This is a genomic window from Bradyrhizobium sp. GW821-FHT13H06, from assembly GCF_058803975.1.
In genome coordinates this window covers 37,324-61,739 of sequence record NZ_JBXAPN010000013.1, presented here as the reverse complement: position 1 = coordinate 61,739, position 24,416 = coordinate 37,324, and the positions used below count along the sequence as shown (strand labels likewise).

Sequence of the window (24,416 nt, the reverse complement as noted above, 5' to 3'; positions counted from 1 at the left end):
GATGTTCGGCAATCTCGATTTCGACGTCATCCGCCGCGCACTGCCCTATCTGTTCTTGGAGGGCATGACCTTCACGCTGACGCTGACGGGGCTCGCCGCCCTTGGCGGTCTCGTCTTCGGCACGGCACTCGCGCTGATGCGGCTCTCCGGCTTCAAGGTCCTCGGCCGCATCGCCGGAATTTATGTCGACTTCATGCGCTCGCTGCCGCTGGTGCTGGTCATCTTCTGGTTCTACTTCCTGGTGCCCTATATCGGGCAGTGGGTGACCGGCGCCTCGCGGCCGATCAGCGTCGGCGCCTTCGCCTCCTCGCTCATCACCTTCATCATGTTCGAGGCGGCGTACTTCTCCGAGATCATGCGTGCCGGCATCCAGTCGATCTCGCGCGGACAGCCGGCCGCGGCGAGCGCGCTGGGGCTGACCTACGCGCAGAGCATGCGTTACGTCGTGCTGCCGCAGGCCTTCCGCAACATGCTTCCGGTTCTGATCACGCAGACCATCGTGCTGTTCCAGGACACCTCGCTGGTCTACGTCCTGTCGATCACGGACTTCCTGGGAGCGGCCAGCAAGGTGGCGCAGCGCGACGGGCGCCTCGTCGAAATGTATCTGTTCGCAGCAGTCGTCTACTTCACCATCTCCTGTATCGCGTCCTATGGCGTCCGCCGCCTCCAGGCGCGCATCGCCATCATTCGCTAGAGCGTGTCGGTCATGATCGAAATCAGCCACGTCAACAAATGGTACAGCCCGAGCTTCCAGGTGCTAACCGACTGCACCACCAACGTCACCAAGGGCGAGGTGGTCGTGGTCTGCGGCCCCTCCGGCTCGGGCAAGTCGACGCTGATCAAATGCGTCAATGCGCTGGAGCCGTTCCAGAGCGGCGACATCCTTGTCGACGGCATCAAGGTCAACGATCCCAAGACCAACCTCCCGAAGCTGCGTTCGCGGGTCGGCATGGTGTTCCAGCACTTCGAGCTGTTTCCTCACCTGAAGATCATCGACAATCTCTGCCTCGCGCAGGAGAAGGTGCTCGACCGGTCGCGCGACAAGGCGAAGGCGAAAGGCATGCAGCTGCTGGAGCGCGTCGGCCTCAAGGAACAGGCGCAAAAGTATCCCGCGAACCTGTCCGGCGGCCAACAGCAGCGCGTTGCGATCGCCCGTGCGCTCGCCATGGATCCGATCGTCATGCTGTTCGATGAGCCGACTTCCGCGCTCGATCCGGAAATGGTCAGCGAGGTGCTCGACGTCATGGTGGATCTCGCTCATGAGGGCATGACCATGATGGTTGTCACCCATGAGATGGGTTTTGCCCGCAAGGTCGCCAACCGTGTGATCTTCATGGACCGCGGCGAGATCGTCGAGGACGCGGCGAAGGAAGACTTCTTCGGCAAGCCGCGCAGCGACCGCGCGCAGAAGTTCTTGTCGAAGATTCTCTCCCACTAACCGATCGTCATCCCGGGGCGCGCGTAGCGCGAGCCCGGGATCCATCAGCGGCGTAACGCGGGCGAAATGGATTCCGGGCTCGTCGCTTCGCGCCGCCCCGGAATGACGAATAGAGGGGTGATCCGTCCCCCTAACTGGCGTATAAGCGCGCCAAATTCCCCATCTCTCCAGGAGACCTGCCTTGGACCCGATCGCCTATGTCAACGGCTCATTCGTCCCGCTCTCGGAGGCCAAGATCTCGGTGCTCGATCGCGGCTTCCTGTTCGCCGACGGCATTTACGAGGTCTCGGCCGTGCTGGACGGCAAGCTGGTCGACAATGCCTCGCATCTGGCCCGGCTGGAGCGTTCGGTCGGGGAGATCAAGCTGAAGCTGCCGGAGACGATCGAGCGCATCACCGAGCTCCAGAAGGAGCTGATCGCGCGCAACAAGCTCGAGAACGGTCTCGTCTATCTCCAGGTCACGCGCGGCGCCGACAAGGGGCGGGACTTCCCGTTCCCCAAGGAGGACGTCAAGTCGAGCCTGGTCATGTTCACGTCCGAGAAGGACATCATCAACGCGGCGGCGGCGAAGACCGGCATCAATGTCATCACGGTGCCGGACATCCGCTGGGAGCGCCGTGACATCAAGAGCGTGGCGCTGCTGGCGCAGGTGCTGGCGAAGCAGGCCGCGGCCGAAGCCGGCGCGGGCGAGGCCTGGATGCTGCAAGATGGCTACGTCACCGAGGGTGGCTCGTCGTCGGCGTTCATCCTGACCAAGGACGACGTCATCGTCACCCGCAAGAATTCCAATGCGATCCTGCCCGGCTGCACCCGCAAGGCCGTGATCGCGCTGGCCGAGGAGCGCCAGCTCCGCGTCGAGGAACGGTCCTTCACGGTCGCCGAGGCGCTCGCTGCCAAGGAGGCGTTCATAACCAGCGCATCCTCGTTCGTGCAGCCGGTGGTCGCCATCGACGGCAAGACGGTCGGCGACGGCAAGCCAGGTCCGATCGCAACGCGTCTTCGCGAAATCTACGTGGAGTTCGCCAGGGCGACGGCGGTTTAAGCCACGCTCTACGAAGAGCGAGAAGTGCGATACTGCAAAAGCGAACTCAGGTGTCATCGCCCGGCTTGACCGGGCGACCCAGTACGCCGAGGCATTCGTGGTTTCATTGACAGGCCGCGGCGTACTGGATGCCCCGCTTTCACGTGGCATGCAGCGGACTTAGTGAGCGAGCGACGCCCTCACGCCACCGAAGCCTTCACCTTCACCGGATGCACTGCGCGGAACGCGATCGCGAGCCTGTTCCAGGCGTTGATGGCGCCGATCAGCATGGTCAGGTTCACCGTCTCCTCATCGGAGAACTGCGCGCGGACCTGCTCGTAGATGTCGTCCGGCGCATGCGTCTGCGAGATCAGCGTCACCGACTCGGTCCAGGCCAGCGCGGCGCGCTCGCGTGCGGTATAGAGCGGGGATTCGCGCCAGGCATTGAGCAGGTAGATGCGCTGCTCGGTCTCGCCGCGCTTGCGCGCGTCCTCGCTGTGCATGTTGATGCAGAAGGCGCAGCCGTTGATCTGCGACGACCGGATCTTGACCAGCTCGATCAGCGATTTCTCGATGCCGGTCGACTGGATCTGCTCCTCCAGCGCCATCAGCGCTTTCATCGTCTCGGGCGCGGCCTGGAGGTAGTTCATGCGAGGCTTCATGATTGTCTCCTTGCTTCTTGGGTTGAGGTCAGTGGGCGCCACCGGCCGAGGTCTGGCCGGGCTTCTTCAGGAAGAGGACGGCGAGCAGCGCCACGATCAGTGCCATGCCGAGCAGATAGAAGGTGTCGCTGAAAGCGAGGATATAGGCCTGCTTCTGCACGATACGGCCGATCGCGACATAGGCGCGATGCGCGGCATCCGCATGGTCGAGGACGCCGTGATTGACGAAATACTGGGTGAGTTGCTCCAGCCGCGTGCGCGTCGCCTGCTCGAATATCGAGACCGACTGCATCAGCACGTTGGAGTGATACTGCTCGCGCTTGGTCAGAACGGTCTGCAAGATCGCAATTCCGACGGCGCCGCCGAGGTTGCGCATCATGTTGAACAGGCCCGACGCCGAACCTGCGTTCTCGGCTTCGATGCCGGCGGTTGCCACCGCCGACAGCGGCGCCATGACCAGTGCCTGCCCGATCGCGCGAACGATATTGGGCCACAGCAGCTGGTCGGCGGCGTAGTCGCTGGTCATGTAGATGTTCATGAAATTGGAGGCCGCAAACAGCACGAAGCCGACGCCGATCACGATGCGGGCATCGAGCTTCTGCATCAGTCGCGGCACCAACGGGATCAACACCAGTTGCGGCAGTCCGGTCCAGGCCAGCACCATGCCGATCTGCTCGGCATTGTAGCCCTGGATGCGGGACAGATACTGCGGCAGGATGAACACCGAGCCGTAGAGCGCGATGCCGAGCAGGAAGTTCGCGAGCATGCCGAAGCCGAAATTGCGGCGTACCAATAGGCGCAGGTTCAAGAGCGGCTTCTTCACCGTGAGCTCGATGATCAGGAAGGCGGTCAGCGCCACCGCCGCGATCACCGACAGCTTGACGATGAAGGGTGAGCCGAACCAGTCGTCCTTGTTGCCCTCCTCGAGCACGGTCTGCAGCGCCGATAGGCCGATTGCCATCGTGACGATGCCGGCCCAGTCGCCCTCCGCTAGCTGCGACAGTTTCATCGGCTTGGCCTCGAGCGCGTACCAGAGCATGCCGACCATGATCGCGCCCGGCACGAGGTTGACGTAGAAGATGTACTGCCAGCCGAAATTCTCGGTGAGATAGCCGCCGATGGTCGGGCCGATCGCCGGTGCGAACGTCGCCGACAGCGCGAACAGCGCGAGGCCCACCGGCTGCTTTCCGCGCGGCAGCAGGGTGATGATCAACGTGAAGGCCATCGGGATCAGCACGCCGCCGGTGAAGCCCTGGATGGCGCGCAGCACGATCATCTGCGATAGGTCATGCGCCAGTGCGCAGGCCGCGGACAGGACCAGGAACAGGATCGCGTTGGTGAGCAGATAGATGCGGATCGAGAACACCTGCGCCAGCCAGCCGGACAGCGGGATCACTACGATCTCGGCGATCAGATAGGAGGTCGAGATCCAGCCGCCGTCGTCGATACCGGCGCCGATCGCGCCCTGGATGTCGGCGAGCGAAGCGTTGACGATCTGGATGTTCAGCACCGCCATGAAGGCGCCAAGCGTCGCGCCGATCACCGCGATCCAGGTTTTGGCCGGCACCGACGGGGCGGCGGGTGCGGGATTGCTGGCGGCGGATGCGGCGTTGAGGGCGGGTTGAAGCGTGCTCATGGAAGCCTCGTCTCGGCTACGGAGACAGGATGCGGATGATTTCGACGATCGAGGACGTTCCGGAACGATCTTCCGACAGGGTGTGAATCTGCCGACGCCGGGTCAGCCGCCGTTCGGTCGGAGCATGTTGTCGGCGAGACGCCTGGCCGTCTCGCGCTCGGCCAGCACGGTCGCCTTGGTGTCGATGGTCGGCACCGCGGACATGCCGGGGCGAAGCAGGCCGGTGAGGCTGTGGTCGTCGAGCACGATCTTCACCGGAACGCGCTGCACGATCTTGGTGAAGTTGCCCGTGGCGTTGTCGGGCGGCAGCAATGCGAATTCCAGCCCGCTCGCCGGCGACAGGCTGTCGACATGGCCGTGCAGCGCCCGATTGCGGAAGCTGTCGACGTACAGCTCGACCGGCTGGCCGGGCCGCACATGTGTGAGCTGGGTCTCCTTGAAGTTGGCAACGACATAGACCGCATCGAGCGGCACCACAGCCATCAATTGCGTGCCGGCTTGCACGTATTGGCCGACGCGCAAGCTGCGGGCGCCGATCGTGCCATCCACCGGCGCTGTGATCTCGGTATAGGACAGGTTCAGCGTTGCCTGCTGCGCGACCGCACGGGCACGTTCGAGCTGGGCTGCGGCCTGCGCCCGCTGGCTGGTGAGCACGTCGATCTTGCGCTGCGCAGCCACAAGGCCGAACTTCGCGTGCTGCAATTGCGCGCTGCTGGCGCGCAGCGCCGCGTCGGTCTGCTGCGCGCGCTGGATCGTGCCGGAGCCCGACTTCATGAGGTCGTCGTAGCGGGCGCGCTCCTCTTGTGCGAATTTCAGATTGGCGTCCGCAGCAGCGACGTCAGCCGTGCTCTGCTCGATGATCGGCTGTTGCAGCTCGAGCTGGGCATCGATGTTGCGCACGGAGGCCTCGGCAGCCGCGACGTCGGCGCGGGCCTGATCGAGCGCAGCCCTGAAATCGCGGTCGTCGATCTTGGCCAGCAGCTGGCCTGCCTTGACCTTCTCGTTGTCGCCGACCAGCACCTTGGCGATGTAGCCGGACACTTTCGGCGCGACGATCGTGGAATCGGCCTTCACATAGGCGTCGTCAGTGGATTCGAGGTACCGGCCGGTCTTCAAATAGTCGTAGCCATAGTCGCCGGACACCGCGATGCCGAGGATCAGCGCCAGGCCGATGGCCGCCCGATTGATTGTCTGCCGAGACAGCCGCAGGCCGATTTTTGCAGTTGTTCCAGAGACATAAGAAGCGTTCGACATGACATCCTCGGAATTCCCGGTCGCCCGTTCGAAGGGCGCGCGCATTGACGAGGACAAGATGCGTTGTCCCGGCAGTTGTGATAATCCCGGAATTCTTTGAAGCATTATCCGGTAATCGCGGATAATCGGAGCTTTTGAGCTATGGACCGCTTCACCAGCCTCACCGCCTTCGTCCACGTGGTCGAAAACGGTGGGTTTTCCGCCGCCGCCCGCCGCCTCAACATGTCGACGACCATGGTGAGCAACCACGTCCAGGCGCTGGAGGATCGGCTCGGCGTGCGGCTGCTCAACCGCACCACGCGGAAGGTGAGCCTCACGGAAATCGGCAAAGCCTATTACGATCGCTCAACCCAGATTCTCGCAGATCTCGAACAGGCCGACGACATCGCGAGCGAATTGCAGTCGGTGCCCCGCGGCACGCTGCGCATTCACGTCGCCACGCACATGGTGCCGCTTGTCGCGCCGATCGTGGCGAAGCTGCTGTCGACCTATGCGGAACTCAGGATCGATCTGCGCATGGGCGAGGCCGATGTCGATCTCATCGAGGAGGGCTACGACGTTGCCCTGCGCATGACCCCGCCGCCGGATTCGAGCCTGATCGTGCGGAGACTTGCCACCTGGCGTCACGTGCTGTGCTGCTCGCACGACTATATCGAGAAGCACGGCCGGGTGCAGAAGCTCGACGAGCTCACCGGGCACAATTGCGGCCGGCACTTGAACTATCCGTTTGGCGACGAATGGCGCTTCCTTGACCGCAAAGGCACTCCGGCCTCCGTTCGCATCTCGGGCAGCTTCGTCACCAATAGCGGAGAAGCGCTGCGGAAGGTCGCGCTGGAGGGCGCCGCTGTCTGCCTGATGGCGGGGTTTCTCATTCAGGACGATCTCGAGTCCGGCCGCCTCGTGCGCCTCTTGCCGGAATATCGGACGGTCGAGCTGTCCATGAACGCGGTCTATCCGCATCGCCATCATCTGTCGGCGAAGGTCAGGACCTTCATCGACCTGCTCGCGCACCACAGCGCCGAGCAGCAGAAGCTGATCAACCCTTATTCATGAGCGATGCGGCGGCGGCAATCGTCCAAACACGCTGTCGAGCGCCATGCCGATCGCAAGCAGACGACGATCACTTCCCACGGGGCCGTCGAGTTCGAGCCCGATCGGCAGTCCGCTGCTGGCGCCGAGTGCGATTGGGATCTGGATGCCGGGAATGCCGGCATTGCTGCCGGGATCGGTGTTCTGGATGAACAGCGCGAAATTCTCCAGGCTGCTGGAGTCCGGGTTGGAGGGGATGGCGACGCGCGGCGTGGTCGGAAAGGCGATGGCGTCGAGCTTGTTTCCGGAGAACGTGTTGCCGTAGAGCGCCTGAAGCGCAGGCCGCGCGGTCTTGACCGCGGCGTCGTAGATCGGCTTGGCGTCGACAAGCGTGTCGTCGGGACCGGGCAGCTTTCGCGGGATCACGAGGCCCTCATAGGTACCCTTGACGTCGGCGCTGGAGATCTCCTGCGCCACCGCCTCGACGCTGAGGCCGGTGCCGGTGTGTGCGAGATAGGCGACCAGATCGTCATAGGCCTCGTATAGCGCGACTGGAAAGCTGGCCTGGCCATTGAGCTCCGCCAGTCGGGGCATCTCGATCTCAACCACGACCATGCCCTGGGCTTTCATCTGCGCGACTGCCCCATGGAAGGCGGCCTCGGTGTCGCCGTCGAGATTGGCCAGCATCGCCTTGGCAATGCCGATGCGGACCAGCCTGAGATCCGCAGGCAGGACCGGATCGCCACCGGCAATGACGCGGTCGAGCAGCGCGACGTCGGCCATGGTTGCGGCCATCGGACCCGCGGTATCGCGGGTGTGCGAGATCGGCGCGATGCCCTCTTGCGGATAGCGCCCGACGGTTGGCCGCAGCGAGGCGCACCCGTTCAAGGCGGCGGGCACGCGCACCGATCCGCCGGTGTCGGTGCCGAGCCCGCCCGCGACGATCCGCGCGCCGATCGCGGCGCCCGTCCCGGACGAGGAGCCGCCGGCGATCCGCGCGCGATCATAGGCATTGCGCACGCCGAACTCGGCGCCGGTCTTGAACGCGGTGTTGTAGCCGGAGATGCCGAAGGCCAGCTCGTGCATGCTCGTCTTGCCGATGATGATCGCTCCCGCGGCGCGCAGCTTTGCCACAACGGGTGCATCGGCCTTTGGAATATAGTCCTTCAGCGCCGGGGTGCCGGCGCTACAGGGCAGCCCGGCCACCTCGATATTGTCCTTGATCACGACGGGCACGCCGCCGAGCGGCTTGCTCCTGTCGCCCTTGGCGTCGAACGCCGCGGCGGCCTCCAGGGCACCGGCCTCGTCCAGCGTGACGAAGGCATTCAGGTCGGCGTTGGCTTTGGCGCGGGCAAGAGCTTCCCGGGTGAGCGCGGTGCTCGTGACCTCCCCCGCGCTGAGGCCGTCCGTTGCCTCGGTCAGTGTCAGCTGGTCGAAATTCATGATGCGTCACCCGATCGCGGGAGCGCCATCAGGGCGTCCCTCCAGGTTCAGAGGCTGAAGCCTCGCCGGCGCCGCGTCAACCGGTGGCGCGCATCCTTGCCGGCGACGGCGTGGGGAGTTCGGCGAGCAGCCGCTCGATTTCGGACTTCACCTTCGCGATCGCGGCGTCCTTGACCGGCCCATACCCCCGGATCTCCATGGGCGCCCTTGCAATCGCGACGAGATCCGGAAGACGCGCCGTGTCGAGCCCGCCGAGCATCCGCTCGATCAGGCCTTGATACCAGGCGATCAGCTCCCGCTCGGCTCGCCGTTCCGCGGTGTAGCCGAATGGATCGAACCGCGTCCCGCGCAGCCCCTTCAGGCGTGCGAGCACGGTCAGAGGCACCTGGATCCACTGGCCGAAGGCCCGTTTGCGCGGACGTCCGCGTGCGTCGCGCTGCGACGGCAGGACCGGCGGGGCGAGGTGATACTGGATGCTGAAGCCGTCCTCGAATTCGCGCTTCAGCTCGTCGAGAAAGCCGCTTTGCATGTGCAGCCGCGCCACCTCGTACTCGTCCTTGTAGGCCATCAGCTTGAACAGGGTGCGCGCGACGGCCTCGGTCAGTGCCTCGCTGTTCAGGTCGGCCTCGGCGTCGCGGACTCTTGCGACGATCGCCCGGTATCGCGCCGCATAGGCCGCGTTCTGATAGGCCGTGAGGAAATCGAAGCGCCGGGCGATGAGCTGGTCGAGGGTCTCGGCCTTGGGCGCATCGTCCACGTTCGGCACAAAATCCGGATCGGCCGCCGCGATCCGGCCCCAGGCAAAGGCCTGCTTGTTGCGTTCGATCGCGACGCCGTTGAGCTCGATCGCGCGCAATAGCGCTTGCAGTGAGACCGGTACCAGTCCGCGTTGCCAGGCAAAGCCGAGCATGATGATGTTGGCATAGACGGCATCGCCGAGCAGCCGCTCGGCCAGAGCATTGGCATTGATCGCGCCGAGATTGCTCTCGCCGATCACGCGGCCGATCGCGCGCAGGCGGGCCGGCGAGGCGAGATCAGCGTCGCGGAAGCGGACGACGTCGCCGGTCGGCATCTCCGCGGTGTTGAGCGCAGCGCGCGTGCCTTTCCGGTAGGTTCCGGACGCCTTCGGCGATGAGCTGACGACGAGATCGCAGCCGATCAGCGCGTCGGCCGCGCCCTGGTCGATGCGGAGGTGATGCAACGCATCCGGGCTCGCGGCGAGGCGGATGTAGCTCAGCACGGGACCGAATTTCTGCGCAAAGCCGGTGAAGTCCAGTACCGAGACGCCGCGGCGTTGGAGATGCGCGGCCATGCCGATCAGCGCGCCAACCGTGATCACGCCGGTGCCGCCGACACCGGTCACCAGCAGATCGTAGGGTCGCTCGAGCGTTGCTGGCGTGGGCAGGGGTAGCGTGGCCGCGCGGCCGACCACGTCGATCTGGCTCGCGCTTTTCTTCCGGCGCGTCGCGCCTTCGACGGTCACGAAGCTCGGGCAGAAGCCGTTGAGGCAGGAAAAATCCTTGTTGCAGGCCGACAGGTTGATCTGACGCTTGCGACCGAACGGCGTCTCCTTCGGCTCGACGCTGAGGCAGTTGGATTCGACCGAGCAGTCGCCGCAGCCTTCGCAGACGAGGGCGTTGATGTAGGCGAAGCGTTTGGGATCGGCCATCTGCCCGCGCTTGCGGCGGCGTCGCTTCTCGGTGGCGCAGGTCTGCTGATAGACCAGGACGGACACGCCGGAGACGTCGCGCAGCTCGCGCTGCACGGCATCCATCTCCTCGCGCCCATGGATGGTGACACCGGTCGGCAGGCCGGCAGGCGAGAACTGTGCGGGATCATCCGACACCAGCGCGATACGCGCCACGCCCTCGGCGCGGACGCTGTGGGCGATGGCCTGCACGCTGACCGGGCCGTCGACGGGCTGGCCGCCAGTCATCGCCACGGCATCGTTGAACAGGATCTTGTAGGTGATGTTGGCCCTGGCTGCGATCGCCTGCCGGATCGCCATCGAGCCGGAGTGATAATAGGTGCCTTCACCGAGATTCTGGAACACGTGCTTGTTGCCGGTGAATCTCGACGATGCCGCCCAGTTCACGCCTTCACCGCCCATCTGGATCAGCGAGGAGGTCTCGCGATCCATCCAGCTCGCCATGAAATGGCAGCCGATGCCGGCGAGGGCCTTGGATCCCTCCGGCACTTTCGTCGACGTGTTGTGCGGGCATCCCGAGCAGAAATACGGCGTTCGCGTTGCGCCGCTGACGTTGATGCTGCGCGCCGCTTCCGGCATCAAGGCGGCGGCGCGCGCGGCGAGATTGAGGCCCGGAAACATCGGGTCGAGCCGGCGCGCGAGCACGGAAGCGAGCGCCCGCGGCGACAATTCGCCGATCCAGGAGATCAGCCTTGCCCCTCGCTCGTCGTGCTTGCCGACCATGCGCTCGGGCTTGGCGCCGGGATAGTCGTAAAAATACTCCTTGAACTGGCTCTCGATGATGCCGCGCTTCTCCTCGACCACGAGGATCTCGCGCTTGCCCTTCACGAAGTCCATCGCATCATGCAGCGCCAGCGGCCAGACCATGCCGACCTTGTAGACGTCGATGCCGATGCTGCGGCAGGCCGCTTCGTCGAGGCCCATCAGCCGCAACGCCTCCATCAGATCGAGATGCGCCTTGCCCGTGGTGACGATGCCGTAGGTGGCGTTCGGAATGTCGTAGATGTGGCGGTCGATCGGGTTGGCCTTGGCGAAGGCGTAGACCGCGTGCTTCTTCGCCTCCAGCCGCTCCTCGATCTGCGGGCCCGGCAGGTCGGGCCAACGATAGTGCAGGCCGCCGGGAGGCGGCGTGAAGTCGGGCGTGAGAAAGGCGCGCGGCGGGCGCAGCGCGACGGAGGCGCCTGATTCCACGATCTCCGAGATCGCCTTGAAGCCGACCCACATGCCGGAGAAACGGCTCAGCGCATAGCCATATTCGCCGAACGCCAGATATTCGCCGACGCTTGCCGGATGCAGCGTCGGCATGAACCAGCTCATGAAGGCGACGTCGGACTGGTGCGGCATCGAAGAGGAGACGCAGCCATGGTCGTCGCCGGCGACCACCAGAACGCCGCCATGCGGCGAGGAGCCATAGGCGTTGCCGTGCTTGAGCGCATCGCCGGATCGATCGATGCCGGGGCCCTTGCCGTACCAGAGCCCGAACACGCCATCGACTTCGCGGTCGGCTTGCGTTTCGACCTGCTGCGAGCCCAGCACCGCTGTCGCCGCGAGGTCTTCGTTGACGGCCGGAAGAAATTCGATGCGGTCCCGTTTGAGCCGTTCCTGGATGCGCCACAGTTCGAGGTCAACGCCGCCGAGCGGCGAGCCGCGATAGCCAGAGATGAAGCCGGCGGTATTGAGCCCGGCCGTACGGTCCCGACGCGCCTGATCGAGTGCGATGCGGACGATGGCCTGCGTGCCTGTGAGGAAGACGCGGCCCTCCTGGCGCTCGTAGCGGTCGGAGAGCTCGTAGGTGTCGAGTGACGGAATGGCGTCCATGGCGGACCTCGTGCGGCATCCTGCCGGATGATGGAAGGTTATGCCCGGTCCGCTGGTAGGTCTTACCTATTTATCCCGCATAGATCGACAATTCGGTAGAATTTTGCATCTGGAGGCGGAATCTGGTAGAAATTGTCGCCTGGAGAGGCGCGCATGATCGAAGAGCAGGACACCCGGATTCTCGCCTATCTCCAGAGGGACGGCCGTGCCACCAACCAGCAGCTGGCCGATGAGGTCGGCATGTCCACCTCCGCCTGCTGGCGCCGGGTGCGGGCACTGGAGGACAGCGGCGTCATTCGCGGCTATGCGGCGCTGGTCGCGCGCGAGCAGGCGGGATTTGCGATGTCGGCCATCCTCCACGTCTCGCTGGAGCGGCATGACGCGAAGTTCGTCGACGAGTTCGTGGCCAGGGTCACGACGCGCCGCGAGGTGCTGGAGTGCTTTGCGACCACGGGCGACGCCGACTATCATCTGCGCGTCGTCGTGCAGGACATGGCGGCCTACAATCGCTTCCTCGACGAGTTCATGTTCCGCATCCCCGGCATCCGCTACGTCCGCAGCAATGTCGTGCTGAAGGAGATCAAGACGGGTGTGGCGTTGCCGTTCTGACCTGCGGGAAGCGCCGCAGGGGAGGTCAGCCTACCGCTCCTCCCGCACGAACCTGTTCCGCAACGTCCCGACGCCCGTGATCTCGACCTCCACGACGTCGCCGTGCTTGATATCCGGCGAAGCGCCGTCGGTGCCCATCCAGATCACGTCGCCGGGCCATAGCGTGAAATACCTGGTCAGCTCGACCAGGAAGGGCACCACGCCGAAGATCATGTCGGCGGTCGCGAAGCGGTTGGTCTCCTTGCCGTTGACGCGGATGATCGTTTCCATCTTTTCGAGATCGGCTTCGGTCTCGATCCACGGCCCCATCGGCTTGAACGTATCGGCGTTCTTGGAGCGCCACAGGCTGCGATCCGCCTTCTGCCAGCTGCGCTCGCTGACGTCGTTGCCGATGGTGTAGCCGAACACGCAATCCATCGCGTTCTGCTCGGTGAGATGCTTCACCTTCTTGCCGATGACGACGACGAGTTCGCCCTCATAATGGATCTTGTCCGTCGCGAAGGAGGGGATCACGACCTCCTCGTCATGCGCGATCAGCGCGTTCTGCGCGCGATAGCCGATCTCGGGCCTGTCCGGGACGGCCGGCACTTCGCCGCGCTTGTCGGCGGCTTCCTTGAGGTGCTTCAGATAGTTCAAGCCGACGCAGTAAAAGGTGCGCGGGATCAGCGGCAATTCGATCTTGACCTCGGACAACGGCCGCATCCGCGAGGTGCGCTGCCATCCGGCGAAGGGATCGCCATCGACCGCGATCACCCGGTCGCCTTCAACGATCCCCCAGGACGTCGTGCCCGAGGCGGTGAATTTCAGCCAGCGCATGTCATGTCCCCGTTATTCCGCAGCCTCGCGCGGCCGTACCTTCCAGGCGCCGGCAGCAGGCCGCTCGAGCCCGAGATTTTCGCGCAGCGTCCTGCCGCGATAGTCCTTCTGGAACAGGCCGCGACGCTGCAATTCTGGTACGATATGCTTGACGAAATCGGCGTAGGAGCCGGGCACGTAGGTTGCGGCGATGACGAAGCCATCGCAACCGCGCTCCACGAACATTTCCTCCAGCTTGTCCGCGATCTCCTTGGGACCGCCGACCATCGCGTCCTGCACTTGCCCGCGGCCGGAGAAGGTGACGAAGTCGCGCGCGCTCGGGTTGCTCTTGCCTGACGCCTTCATCACGCCGTCGCGGATGCCCAATATGCCCTGCATGCTCTTCAGTTCCTCCGTCGTCAGCGGCTCGTCGAGATCCTTGGAGGCGAAATCGTAGTTGAGTGCTTCGGCGAGCAGCGACAGCGCGTCGATCTGGAGCGGCAGCTTGTCGATCAGCGCCATCCTGTCTTCGGCCTCAGCCTTGGTTGCGGCGCAGACCGGCGTGGTCAGATTGCACAGGAACATCTGGTCAGGGTCGCGGCCGGCCGTCGCCGCCTCGTTGCGCACGGAGGCATAGCCGTCCTTGGCGGCAGCGAGATTGCGCGCGGCGGTGAAGATCACCTCGCCCCAGCGTCCTGCGAAGCGCTGGCCACGGCCCGATGCGCCGGCCTGGATGATCACGGGATGGCCTTGTTGCGAACGCGGAACAGTGAACGGCCCGCGCGACCTGAAGGCCGGTCCCTTGTGGTCGAGCCGCTTCACCCTGGTCGGATCGGCGAAGCGACCGCTTTGCTTGTTCATGATCAGCGCGCCGTCTTCCCAGGTGTCCCAATGGCCGAGCACGACCTCCATGAACTCGTCGGCACGGTCGTAGCGGGAATCATGCTCAGGGTGGGAGTCGCGTCCCATGTTGAGCGCCTCGCCGTCGTTGAGCGAGGTGACGACGTTCCAGCCGGCGCGTCCGCCCGACATCAGGTCGAGCGTTGCGAAGCGGCGCGCGACATCGAAGGGCTCGTAGTAGGTGGTCGAGCAGGTCGCGCCAAGGCCGAGCTTCTCGGTGACCATGCCCATCGTGGTCAGCACGATCAGCGGATCCATCTTCACGCAGCGGATGCCGTATTCGACGGTGTGGGCGTGGTCGTTGCCGTAGCGGTCCGGCATCGCCAGGCGGTCGTCGAAGAAGGCCATGTGGAACTTGCCGGCCTCCAGAATCCTGGCGATCTCCTGATAATAGTCCGCCGACATCGAATCGCTGCGCGAGTCAGGATGCCGCCAGGAACTCGGCAGGTTCGTGCAGTTCTGCGCCTGGAGGAAGCCGACCAATACCATCTGCCGATTCATGCTGCTGTTCTCCTGATGCCGTCAGGCCAGATCGAGCACGGTGTCGAGCCTGTACTCACGCGCCGAAGCGCGCGATTTTTTCCATGCGGCATCCTCGATCTCGATGCCGTCGCGACGGCATCGGCCTCTGCCTCGGATGCTCCGGCGGCGCGGAGCAGGGCGGCGCTGATGCGTGCGAGGCGATCGGCCCTGACGATCGGCATGGCGTTCCCTCGGCTTGGTGCCCGTAACGGGCTGCTTGTTGGGTGCCATCGTCTCAAAGCGCAGGAGCGATATCAATCTCCCGTAAACCATCGCAGGGCTGCAAATTCGTAGAGAGAACGCGCCTTTGCCCGATGATTCGGCCCGCGCGGCGGCGTTTCCCGCAGTTTTGCGTTGCTCGTTCGCTGCTCGTTCACTTTGATCGACGGTTTGCAGTGCGCAATAACGACCACTTAGGCGATCGCCGCTGATAAAGTCACCGGGATAAAGAGGCAGAGATGCCCCGGGAGCTGAGATCGTGCCGACGACACTCGCGCGCACCTTTGCGGCGTTGAGCGCCATCAATGAAGCGATCCTTTACGCGAGATCGCCGGACGAGCTGTACCAGAAGGTCTGCAACGCCGGATTTTCGAGCGGGGATTTTCTGGCCGTTGCCGTGTTCCTGGTGGAGCCGGACGGCCGGCGGCTGCGCTATGCGGCCGGCTGTGGCGATGACATTCCGCGGCTCCGCTCGATTGTGATCACGACGGAAGCCGGCACGCCTGAAGGATCCGGCGTCGGCGGCGAGGCGTTTCGCGATCAGAAGCTGTGCATCAGCAACGACTATCTGAACGATCCGCGCTCGCTGGCGTGGCGCGAGGGCGCCGCCAAGGCTCACATCGGCGCGGCCGCAGCGCTGCCGCTGCTCTGCAACGGCAAGAGCGTCGGCGTATTGTACGTGACGCGCAGCGAAGCCAATTCGCTGAGCGAGCAGATGGTGTCGCTGTTCGAGCGCATGTCGGCGAACATTTCCTATGCGCTGGACAATTTCGCGCGCGAGACCGCGCGGCAGGCAAGTGAGCGGGCGACGCGGCGGCTCAACCGCATGTTCGGGGCCATCAGCGCCACCAACGAAGCCATCCTGCGCGCCAAGACCGAGCAGGAGCTGTACCAGCTCGTGTGCGATGCCTCGGTCCACAGCGGCAAGTCGCTGGCGACCATCGTCCTGCTTCGCGAACCGGATTCGCACTGGATGATTCCGGTCGCGGCAACCGGACAGAACCTCGAACTGGTCACCCAGGCGCGCTATTCGATCGATCCGGAAAATCCCTATGGCAAGGGCATCTCCGGTGAGGTGTTCCGGACGCAGAAAGCCATCGTCGAGGACGATCTCGCGAGCCGCACCAGGGGCTCGCCGTGGGAGCAGGCCAACGTCAACACCGGTGTTGCCGCCTGCGTCGTCGCGCCGCTGATCAGATACGGCGAGAGCGTCGGCGTGCTGCTGTTCTTCATCAGCCGCTCCTGGGCCAAGGACGAGGAGATCGTCGCGCTGCTGCTGCGCATGGCGGAGAACGTCTCGTTCGCAATCGAGAATTTCGGCCGCGAGGCCGAGAAAGCCAGAATCGCCGGGGAAGAAGAGTGCCTGGCGCGAATGTATGCGGCGCTCAGCGCCACCAACGAGGCGATCCTGCGTGCGCGGTCGCGGTCCGAGCTGTTCGACCTCGTCTGCGAGGCGACCGCGAAGGGAGCCAAGTTCACCTCGGCCACCATCGCGCTGGTCGATCGTCGGGCTGAGCTGCTGCGCGTCGTCGCCTGCTACGGACCGAATGCGGATCAGGTTCGCAACTTCACGTTCTCCACCTCCGACCGGGTGCCCGAAGGGCGCGGGCTGACGGGCACGGCGTTCCGCACCCGGCAGCCAGCCGTCAGCAACGACGTGCTCGCCGATGATCGCATCGCGCCCTGGCAGGCCAGCGCCCGCCGCAACGGCATCGCATCCTCCGCGGCGTTGCCGCTGTTCAACGGCGACCGGTTGGAAGGCGTCTTTCTGTTCAACTCTCCGGAGCGTGGCACCTTCACGCCGGAGCTCGTCGAGCTGCTGCGCAAACTTCAGGCCAATGTCGCCTTCGCCCTCGAAAGTTTCGACCGTGCCGACGAGAAGGCGCGAGCGGACAAGCAGCGCAATCGTCTGAGCGGCATGTTCGAGGCGCTGAGCGCGACCAACGAAGCCATCATTCGCGCCAAGACGCGCGAGGAGCTGTTCGAGGCGGCCTGCCAGGCGGCTGTGCTCGGCGATCTCTTTGCTTCGGCGACTATCGGCATCATCGATGAAGAGCGCGAGCTCGTTCAAGTCGTTGCAGTCAAGGGGCGCCTGAAGGAGCGCATGGCTGGACGTACCTGCAACATTTCCGCCGGCCATCCCGAGGGTCAGGGCATCATCGGCACCTCACTCCGAACCCGCCGGCCCAGTATCATGAACGACTATCTGAACGAGCCGCGGTCGGCATACTGGCGCACAAAGGCCATCGAGGATGGAACGCGTGCTGCGGCGAGCTTCCCGCTTCTGAGGGCGGGCGACAAGCCGGTCGGCATTCTGCTCTTCCTCGCGCTGGAAGAGGATACGTTCACCCCCGATCTGGTCGAGCTGCTCGAGCGCCTGGCGGAGAACGTCTCCTTTGCCCTCGACAATTTCGATCGCGCCGAGGAGAAGGTCCGCACCGAGGCGCAGAAGGAGCGTCTGACGCGCATGCTCGCGGCTCTGAGCGCAACCAACGAGGCGATCATGCGGGCAAAGTCGCGTGCCGAGCTGTTCGAACTCGTCTGCCTTGCGGCATCGAACGGTGCCAAGTTCACCTCGACCACGATTGCGCTGGCCAGGGCCGGCACGGACCAGCTCGAGATCGTAGCCGCCGCCGGCCCGTCCGCCGACACCACGCGCAACGTCCATCTCTCCATCGATCCCGAGCGGCCCGAAGGGCGCGGCATGAGCGGCACGGCGTTCCGGACGCGGCAGCCCTGCATCAGCAACGACTATCTCAACGACGATCGCGTCCGTGTCTTCCACGCCATCGTGCGCGGGGACGGCGCGAAGTCGGGCGCGGCGTTTCCGCTCATCGCGCACGATCAGGCCGTCGGTGTCATGATCTACATGTCGACCGAACCGGCCAGCTTCACGCCCGAATTCGTCGAGCTGTTGCAGCGCCTCGCCGACAACGTCTCCTTCGCCATGGAGAATTTCGATCGCGCCGACGAGAAGAAACAGGCAGACGAGCGGATCGAGTATCTCGCCTCGCATGACAGCCTGACGGACCTGCCGAACCGCGAGACCTTCAACGAGCTGCTGCACGCGGCCATCGACACCGCGCAGCGCCGCGATCACCGCTTTGCGGTGCTGTTCATCGATCTCGACCGATTCAAGGTCATCAACGATTCGCTGGGTCACGAGGCCGGCGACCTGCTCCTGCTCGAAGTCGCGAACCGGTTGCGCGGCGCGCTGCGGGCCAGCGACGTGGTGGCGCGACTCGGCGGCGACGAGTTCGTGGTGATCCTCGATCAGCGCGGCGAGATCGACGACGTCCAGCGCATCGCGACGGGGCTGCTCGCGGCGCTCGCCGAGCCGATGGAGCTGGCGGGCCACGAGTGCCACACGACGGCCTCCATCGGCATCGCGATGTATCCGGCCAACGGCTCCGACGCGCAGACGCTGACCAAGAACGCCGACATGGCGATGTACCTCGCCAAGGAAGACGGCAAGAACGGCTACCGCTTCTTCTCCAACGAAGTGAAGACGCAGTCGATCGAGCGGCTGTCGCTCGAGAGCGCACTACGCCGCGCGCTGGAGCGCGAGCAGTTCTCACTGAACTACCAGCCCAAGGTGGACATGGGGACCGGCCAGATCACGGGGGTCGAAGCGCTGCTGCGCTGGGCTCATCCCGATCTCGGCAGTGTCTCGCCGGCGCAGTTCATTCCGCTTGCGGAGGAAACCGGGCTGATCGTGCCGATCGGCCGCTGGGTGCTGAATGAGGCCTGCGCGCAAGCCATGGCCTGGCAGCGCCGCGGCCTGTTGCCGCTGTCGATGGCGGTCAACCTGTCGCCGCGCCAGTTTGTCGACGAGCATCTGTTGCAGGACGTCGACGAAGCGCTGGCCGCCAGCGGCATGTCGCCTGTGCTGCTCCAGTTGGAGGTCACCGAGAGCATGATGATGCGCAATGTCGGTCGTGCGCTCAAAGTCCTCGACTCCATCCAGAGCCGCGGCATCCGCCTCGCAATCGACGATTTCGGCACCGGCTATTCGTCGATGTCGCTGATGAAGCACTTTCCGATCGACACCATCAAGATCGACCGCTCCTTCGTGCGCGACCTGCCCCACGATTCGGAGGACCAGGCGATCGCACAGGCGATCATCAGCATGGGCAAGGCACTCGGCATGACCGTCGTCGCCGAAGGCGTCGAGAATGCCGAGCAGGAGGCGTTCCTGCGGACCCATGGCTGCGACGAGATGCAGGGCTTCCTCATCTCCAAGCCGCTGCCGGCGCGGCAGATCGCGGAGTTGCTGCGGCCGATGGTGCTGCCCGTCGCGCCGCCGCTCCAGCCGGAGCGGGATTCCGTCGCCGAGGAGGCCGCGGCGCTACGGTTGAAAGGCGCTGTCGTCTGACGGCTGCGGGTGCAGCTCACGGGACTCGTCAGCCTCGCGTTCCGCCTTGCGCGGAAAATCGTCCGGCCATGGCAGTGAGGTCTGATCCTCGAACAGGGCGAGAAGCAGGCACGCTCCGTCGGCAAAGGTCGATCCGTCGCCGAGGCCGAGCGTGCGCGACCACGCACCTGGCATCGGCTGGTGCGCGTCGCGCACCGCGATCGCGGGTCCCCACCACCAGGCCGGCGCCGGCGACCGTTCGTCCTCGGGCACGGCGAGCCAGCGGGCGAATTCGTTCACCACGCGCTCGAATTGCAGGCTTGCGGCCTGATGCATTCGCTCCGTGCTCCTTGTCGCGCCTGAAAGCAGGCCGATGCGCGCACGCGGTCGTGGTCTTGAAGCTTTGAAGAACGGCGCGTCGCGCAGCCACGTATGCCGCTCCATCGGCGGCCATACCACAAGCACCCGGCGGCCGGAAAAGCGGCCGGCGCGGGTTTTCATAGTCTCTTCATTCCCTTTAGCGGCTTAGGGTGCCCGCCGGCAAGCTGCAATACGGTCGCCTAGCGCGACCTGAACGGGTGCGCCTTCTGGTGCCAGGCCCAGGCCGTGCGGATGACCGTAGGCAGATCGGAGTGGCGCGGCACGAAGTTCAGCACCTTCCTCGCGGCAGAAGGATCCGCGACCAGGTAGGTGGGGTCGCCGGCCCGGCGCGGCTTGACGCTGTGCGGCACCTCGCGCCCGGCCTCCTGCCTGATCGCGTCGAGGATCTCGCGTACGGAAAAGCCGGAACCGGTGCCGAGATTGAAGCTGCCGCCGGCATGCCCTTGTTCCAGAAGCTTCAGTGCCGCGACGTGCGCGGCCGCAAGGTCCGTGACGTGGATGTAGTCGCGAATGGCGGTGCCGTCGGGCGTGTCGTAATCGTCGCCGAACACCGCGAAGTCGACATGGCCCTGCAGGGCCATCATCGCACGAGGAATGAGATGGGTTTCGTTGTTGCGCAGCTCGCCGATCCCGCCGGCCGGATCGGCGCCGCTGGCATTGAAATAGCGCAGGCAGAACGCACCGAAGCCGTAGGCGGTGCGGTAGTCGGCGAGCATGCGCTCGATCATCAGCTTCGATGCGCCGTACGGATTGATCGGCGCGCAGGGGAAGTCTTCCGGCAGCGCCTTGGAGTCGGCGTTGCCGTAGACGGCGCCGGTCGAGGAGAACACGATGCGCCGGCAGCCCGCGTTGCGCATGGCCTGCAACAGCGACAACGTGCCCTGGACGTTGTTGATGTAGTATTTCTGCGGGTCGGTCATGGACTCCCCGACGAGGCTCGCCGCCGCGAAGTGCATCACCGCCGTGATCTTGTGGTCGGCGAAGGCGCGTGCCAGCGCCGCGCCATCGAGCAGATCGCCCGTCACCAGCGGGCCGGAGACGAAGCTGCGATGACCTGTCGAGAGATTGTCATAAACGACGGGCTGATAGTCGGCGGCGGTCAATGCGCGGCACGCATGCGAGCCAATATAGCCCGCACCCCCGGTGACGAGGACGGTCGGTCGGTCGGTCATGTCGTCTTCTGCTCTTCTTCTAGCGGACGGGGCGGTTGCGGCTGAGGAGAAGATAGAGCGCGCGGGGGTTGGTGGTCAAATAGCGCCACAGCAGACGGCGTGGCTCGAGCAAGGTGCGCCAGGCCCATTCGAGTCCGATCTTCTGCATCCATTGCGGCGCGCGGGAGCGGCTGCCTGACAGGAAATTGAACAGTCCGCCGGAGGTCTTGATGACGCCAACATTGGTGAGATGCGGCGTGAAATCTCTCACGAATGCCTGCTCATTGGGCACGCCGAGGGCGACCCACAAATAGTCCGGTGCAAGGGCATTGATCTCCTCGACCTTGGCACGCAGCGCCTCGCCTCGCAGATAGCCGTGGCTGCGTCCGACGATTTTGAGCCTGGGATACAGCTTCTGGACGTTCTCGACCGCGGCGGCGTTCTCGGCCTCGCTTGCGCCGAACATGTAGAACGTGCGGCCGAGCACTTCAGCCTTCCGCGCGACGATATGGAACAGGTCCGTGGTCGCAACGCGCTCCGGCAGCGGGAACCAGGATTGCAGCTTCGAGGCTGCGACCAGAGGCTGGCCGTCGGCATTGATCAGGTCGGCGGCGCGGAACAGCCGCTCGGTCTGCGGCTCGGTCGAGCAGCGGGCCAGCACCTCGCCATTGGCCGAGGTCAAGTACAGCGGGCGGCCGATGCGACTGTCAGGATCGGTCGCCTCGATCATGAAATCGGCGGTGGCTTCCAGGTCGAGCGCGGCCATACGAAGCCCGCCCACGGTGATTCTCGGCACCTCGGCAGTCGCTGCCCGTCCGTCGAGGTTGACGCGGCGCTCAAGCATATTGTCTGCCTCGATGGCGCGTATGGATTGCAGGGGTGAGTTCGTCGAGCACGACGCCGACGAGCTTGCGCTCGGAGGGGCCGAGCGCGGCCAGGATCTCTTCCAGGCTGTCGTTGACGTCGAGGCTGGTCGGCAGCACGGCCACCAGCGAGTCGGTGTCGTCGAGCAGCTTGCGGCCGCCGGCCGAGAGCGGCATCGCCGGGCCGTCGAGGATCACGAGATCATAGCCGCCGGCGGAACGGGCCTGCGCAATCGCCTTGCGGATCGCGGCGGCAGCCTTGTCGGCATCGCCCTCCGCGGCGGGCAGCACCGAGATGCCGTTGACCGTCTTGATCTCGCGTGCGTCCTTGCTGCCGATCGAGAGCCATCCGAGCCTGCTCGGTTCGCTCCTGCTGGGACGGCTGACCTTGTTCGAAAGCGAGCGTGCCTGATGGTCGGCATCGATCATCAGCACGCGGGCGCCGTCGCGGGCGGCGGCCAGCGCGAAATTCAACGTGGTCACGCTACGTCCGGTGGTCTCGCCGGCTCCGACAAGCGCGATGACCGGCATCGCCTTGCCGCCGGCGCGCCGGACGACCGCCGCGCGCATGTCACGCCAAGCGTTGAGCAGTGTCGTCAGGGGAAAGCCGGGGCGGAGCGTTGGCCAACCCAGCCGCGTGAGGTCGACGCCGCCGCCCGTAGCGAGGATGGCGCCGAGCGTGTGGATGACGTCGGCTTCCTGGAATCGTGCGATCAGCGGCTTCTCGATCACGGGCTTTTCGACCATCGAAGGCTGGAGCGGGGGCGCGGCAAGTTCCGGCAGAATCTGTTCGACTTCCGGAATTCGCGAGGCCGGTTGGGGCAGCGAAGCCTCCGGCGGGGGCGCGCGCTGCGGAGCTCTCATTGCATCTGCATCCGGTGCCGGCGCGCGCCGTGGACGGGCAGGCGCCGGCGCTGGTGCGATCGCGCCGGTGAATAGCAACTCGACCGCGACGAACCAGCTCGAGGCCGCGATCGCGCCGAAGATGAAGCCGATCATGGCGAACAAGCTCATCGCTGGCGGGAACGAGCGCCGCTGCGGCACCGTCGCCTCGCCGATGACGCGGGCCGCCGACGTGTTCAGGCTCTCCTGCTCCTCGGTCTCGCGGGAGCGCTTGAGAAAGGACTGATAGACGTCGCGGCTGGCATCGGCTTCGCGCTCGAGCTCGCGCAGGCGCACGGCGGCCTGGCTGAGCTGGACACTCTGCCGCTTCTGGGCCTCCAGCGCTCGGTTGAGCGAGGCTTCGAAATCGCGGGCACGCGTCAAATCGTTCTTGGCGGACTGGGCGAAGCGGTCGATCTCTTCGTTGATGGTACGCTTGAGGTCCTCGACCTGCTTCTCGGTCTGGCGCAGCGCCGGATGGCGCGGCCCGAGCTCGCCGGCCTGCTCCGCATATTTCTTGCGGGCATCGGCATATTGCGCGCGCAGATTCGCGATCGTCGGCGATTGCAGCGCCTCGGGGATCGCACCTGCATCCGTGGCCGTGCGCCGGCTCGCCTCGATCTGGTCGAGCCGTGCCTGCGCATCCATCGTCGCCGCACGGGCCGCGGAAAGCCGCTGGTTGCTGGCGGAGAGTTGCTGGTCGCTGATCAGCGCATCCTGGGTGCCGACGAAATTGTTCTGGGCCTTGTAGGTGGCAAGCGCAGTCTCGGCGTTGCGCAGCCGGTCGCGCAGCTCCTTCAGGCGGCTGGAGAGATCGTTGGTGGCGCGTCGTGCGGCCGACGCCTGCGAGTTGCGGGATTCGGCGAGGTAGGCATTGGTCAGCGTGTTGGCCAGCATCGCCGCTTTCGCGGGATCCGTCGACCAGACCTCGATGTCGACGATGAAGCTCTTCTCGGTCTTGCGGACGGTGATGTGCTTGTTCAATGCGTCGAGCGCAGCAAGCTGAACTTCATTCTTCTCCGCGGCGGACGGCGCGCGGGGTTGCAGGCCGATCAGGCCGAGCAGCGACGACATCAGGCTCCTGCCGTCGCCGCCTCCGAATTCCGGATCCTTGTCGAGACCCGCCTGCTGAATCACCTGGAGCAGTACGCTGTTGGAGGTGATCAGGCGCGCCTGGCTCTCCACCACCATGGACATGCCGGAGATGTCCTGGGCGCGGGGCGTGAGTTCGCGATCGACGAGTTGGAGCTCGCGCGGGTCGACATAGAGCTGAGCGGTGGCGGTGTAGCGGGGCGTCACGCTCTTGCCGGCGACGACTGCGAGCGTCGCGCCGAGCAAGGCGGCCGCGGCGATCGCGACCTTTCGCCGCCAGAGCAAATTGACGAGCTCGAGCACGTTGAAGCCGGCCTGAGGCTTCCGTTGCGGGGCCTCCGGTCCGGCTCGATCGATCGGCTGGCTATAGTCAAGCATGATCCCCAGCTTTCATTCCAACTGCCGCGGGCTGAGGGGTTACTCTTCGCTTTACGCCACGCACCCGGCATATGGGTGCCCAATCAACGCAACAGGGAAAATTAACCATACTCGCTGAGGGACTATTCACGGAAATGGCAAACAAAGCGTTTAAGCGCATGCCACCCCTACGCGCGTCCTCGTGACGCTCGCGATACCGGGATCTTCCAGGGATTAACGATTCGTTACCGCGCGCAGGGTGGCCGCGAGCCGCCGCTCGTC

18 protein-coding genes are annotated in these 24,416 nt (G+C 65.1%); 6 read left to right on the top strand and 12 right to left on the bottom strand.

Translation table 11 applies throughout. The features are described 5' to 3' along the window. Window position 1: 1 nt before the first annotated feature. The 3 genes from AC1RQP_RS35305 to AC1RQP_RS35295 all read left to right on the top strand — a co-directional run bounded on the left by AC1RQP_RS35305 (window position 2) and on the right by AC1RQP_RS35295 (window position 2,480). Window positions 2-694 carry an amino acid ABC transporter permease gene (locus tag AC1RQP_RS35305; protein WP_492941878.1) on the top strand — a complete coding sequence of 231 codons (693 nt, stop codon included), beginning with the start codon at window positions 2-4 and terminating at the stop codon, window positions 692-694. A 12-nt stretch (window positions 695-706) separates the two neighbouring features. After that, window positions 707-1,438: an amino acid ABC transporter ATP-binding protein gene (locus AC1RQP_RS35300; protein ID WP_028180573.1), complete on the top strand. Its 732-nt coding sequence runs from the start codon at window positions 707-709 to the stop codon at window positions 1,436-1,438. A 181-nt stretch (window positions 1,439-1,619) separates the two neighbouring features. Then, entirely contained in the window at window positions 1,620-2,480 is an 861-nt protein-coding gene (locus AC1RQP_RS35295; RefSeq protein WP_492941876.1) for a D-amino-acid transaminase, read from the top strand. Between the two features lie 179 nt (window positions 2,481-2,659). On the opposite strand, the gene AC1RQP_RS35290 is transcribed toward AC1RQP_RS35295, so the two are convergent. From AC1RQP_RS35290 to AC1RQP_RS35280, 3 genes are all read right to left on the bottom strand, one after another. Beyond that, window positions 2,660-3,121 (bottom strand): carboxymuconolactone decarboxylase family protein, encoded by a 462-nt coding sequence (locus AC1RQP_RS35290; protein ID WP_492941874.1) that lies wholly within the window; start codon window positions 3,119-3,121, stop codon window positions 2,660-2,662. Window positions 3,122-3,149: 28 nt separating this feature from the next. After that, complete coding sequence (locus tag AC1RQP_RS35285) at window positions 3,150-4,757, bottom strand: MDR family MFS transporter (protein ID WP_492941872.1); 1,608 nt, start codon at window positions 4,755-4,757, stop codon at window positions 3,150-3,152. Between the two features lie 102 nt (window positions 4,758-4,859). Next, window positions 4,860-6,011 carry an HlyD family secretion protein gene (locus AC1RQP_RS35280; protein ID WP_492941870.1) on the bottom strand — a complete coding sequence of 384 codons (1,152 nt, stop codon included), beginning with the start codon at window positions 6,009-6,011 and terminating at the stop codon, window positions 4,860-4,862. Between the two features lie 141 nt (window positions 6,012-6,152). On the opposite strand from AC1RQP_RS35280, the gene AC1RQP_RS35275 reads away from it, so the two are divergent. Further along, window positions 6,153-7,064 (top strand): LysR family transcriptional regulator, encoded by a 912-nt coding sequence (locus AC1RQP_RS35275; RefSeq protein ID WP_492941868.1) that lies wholly within the window; start codon window positions 6,153-6,155, stop codon window positions 7,062-7,064. On the opposite strand, the gene iaaH is transcribed toward AC1RQP_RS35275, so the two are convergent. Together iaaH and AC1RQP_RS35265 are read right to left on the bottom strand one after the other, a co-directional pair. Further along, on the bottom strand, window positions 7,059-8,483 hold the full coding sequence (gene iaaH, locus AC1RQP_RS35270; RefSeq protein WP_492941866.1) for an indoleacetamide hydrolase: 1,425 nt from the start codon (window positions 8,481-8,483) through the stop codon (window positions 7,059-7,061). The genes AC1RQP_RS35275 and iaaH overlap by 6 nt on opposite strands. Window positions 8,484-8,559: 76 nt before the next feature. After that, entirely contained in the window at window positions 8,560-12,009 is a 3,450-nt protein-coding gene (locus tag AC1RQP_RS35265) for an indolepyruvate ferredoxin oxidoreductase family protein (protein WP_492941864.1), read from the bottom strand. Window positions 12,010-12,162: 153 nt separating this feature from the next. Here AC1RQP_RS35265 and AC1RQP_RS35260 point away from each other — a divergent pair, with 153 nt between their 5' ends. Further along, the gene (locus tag AC1RQP_RS35260) at window positions 12,163-12,618 is read left to right on the top strand and encodes an Lrp/AsnC family transcriptional regulator (protein ID WP_239620984.1); all 456 of its coding nucleotides are present in this window, start codon (window positions 12,163-12,165) and stop codon (window positions 12,616-12,618) included. 30 nt (window positions 12,619-12,648) lie between these two features. Here the strand turns inward: AC1RQP_RS35260 and AC1RQP_RS35255 are convergent, their stop codons facing one another. The 3 genes from AC1RQP_RS35255 to AC1RQP_RS35245 are packed head-to-tail and all read right to left on the bottom strand — an operon-like array spanning window position 12,649 to window position 15,357. Then, complete coding sequence (locus AC1RQP_RS35255) at window positions 12,649-13,434, bottom strand: fumarylacetoacetate hydrolase family protein (RefSeq protein ID WP_492941862.1); 786 nt, start codon at window positions 13,432-13,434, stop codon at window positions 12,649-12,651. A gap of 12 nt (window positions 13,435-13,446) precedes the next feature. Next, on the bottom strand, window positions 13,447-14,814 hold the full coding sequence (locus AC1RQP_RS35250; RefSeq protein ID WP_492941860.1) for an LLM class flavin-dependent oxidoreductase: 1,368 nt from the start codon (window positions 14,812-14,814) through the stop codon (window positions 13,447-13,449). Window positions 14,815-14,835: 21 nt separating this feature from the next. Continuing rightward, window positions 14,836-15,357, bottom strand: coding sequence for a hypothetical protein (locus AC1RQP_RS35245; RefSeq protein ID WP_239620988.1), 522 nt, complete (start codon window positions 15,355-15,357; stop codon window positions 14,836-14,838). Here AC1RQP_RS35245 and AC1RQP_RS35240 point away from each other — a divergent pair. Beyond that, complete coding sequence (locus AC1RQP_RS35240; protein WP_492941858.1) at window positions 15,314-19,429, top strand: bifunctional diguanylate cyclase/phosphodiesterase; 4,116 nt, start codon at window positions 15,314-15,316, stop codon at window positions 19,427-19,429. The genes AC1RQP_RS35245 and AC1RQP_RS35240 overlap by 44 nt on opposite strands. Here AC1RQP_RS35240 and AC1RQP_RS35235 read toward each other — a convergent pair. The 4 genes from AC1RQP_RS35235 to AC1RQP_RS35220 form a co-directional block, all read right to left on the bottom strand. Beyond that, entirely contained in the window at window positions 19,403-19,744 is a 342-nt protein-coding gene (locus tag AC1RQP_RS35235) for a hypothetical protein (protein ID WP_239620992.1), read from the bottom strand. The genes AC1RQP_RS35240 and AC1RQP_RS35235 overlap by 27 nt on opposite strands. A 224-nt stretch (window positions 19,745-19,968) precedes the next feature. Next, window positions 19,969-20,961 carry a UDP-glucose 4-epimerase GalE gene (gene galE, locus AC1RQP_RS35230; RefSeq protein WP_492941856.1) on the bottom strand — a complete coding sequence of 331 codons (993 nt, stop codon included), beginning with the start codon at window positions 20,959-20,961 and terminating at the stop codon, window positions 19,969-19,971. Between the two features lie 19 nt (window positions 20,962-20,980). Further along, window positions 20,981-21,784, bottom strand: a complete 804-nt coding sequence (locus AC1RQP_RS35225) for a WecB/TagA/CpsF family glycosyltransferase (protein WP_492941854.1) — start codon at window positions 21,782-21,784, stop codon at window positions 20,981-20,983. After that, window positions 21,777-24,155, bottom strand: coding sequence for a Wzz/FepE/Etk N-terminal domain-containing protein (locus tag AC1RQP_RS35220; RefSeq protein ID WP_492941852.1), 2,379 nt, complete (start codon window positions 24,153-24,155; stop codon window positions 21,777-21,779). The genes AC1RQP_RS35225 and AC1RQP_RS35220 overlap by 8 nt, the downstream gene beginning before the upstream one ends. Window positions 24,156-24,416 lie beyond the last annotated feature (261 nt).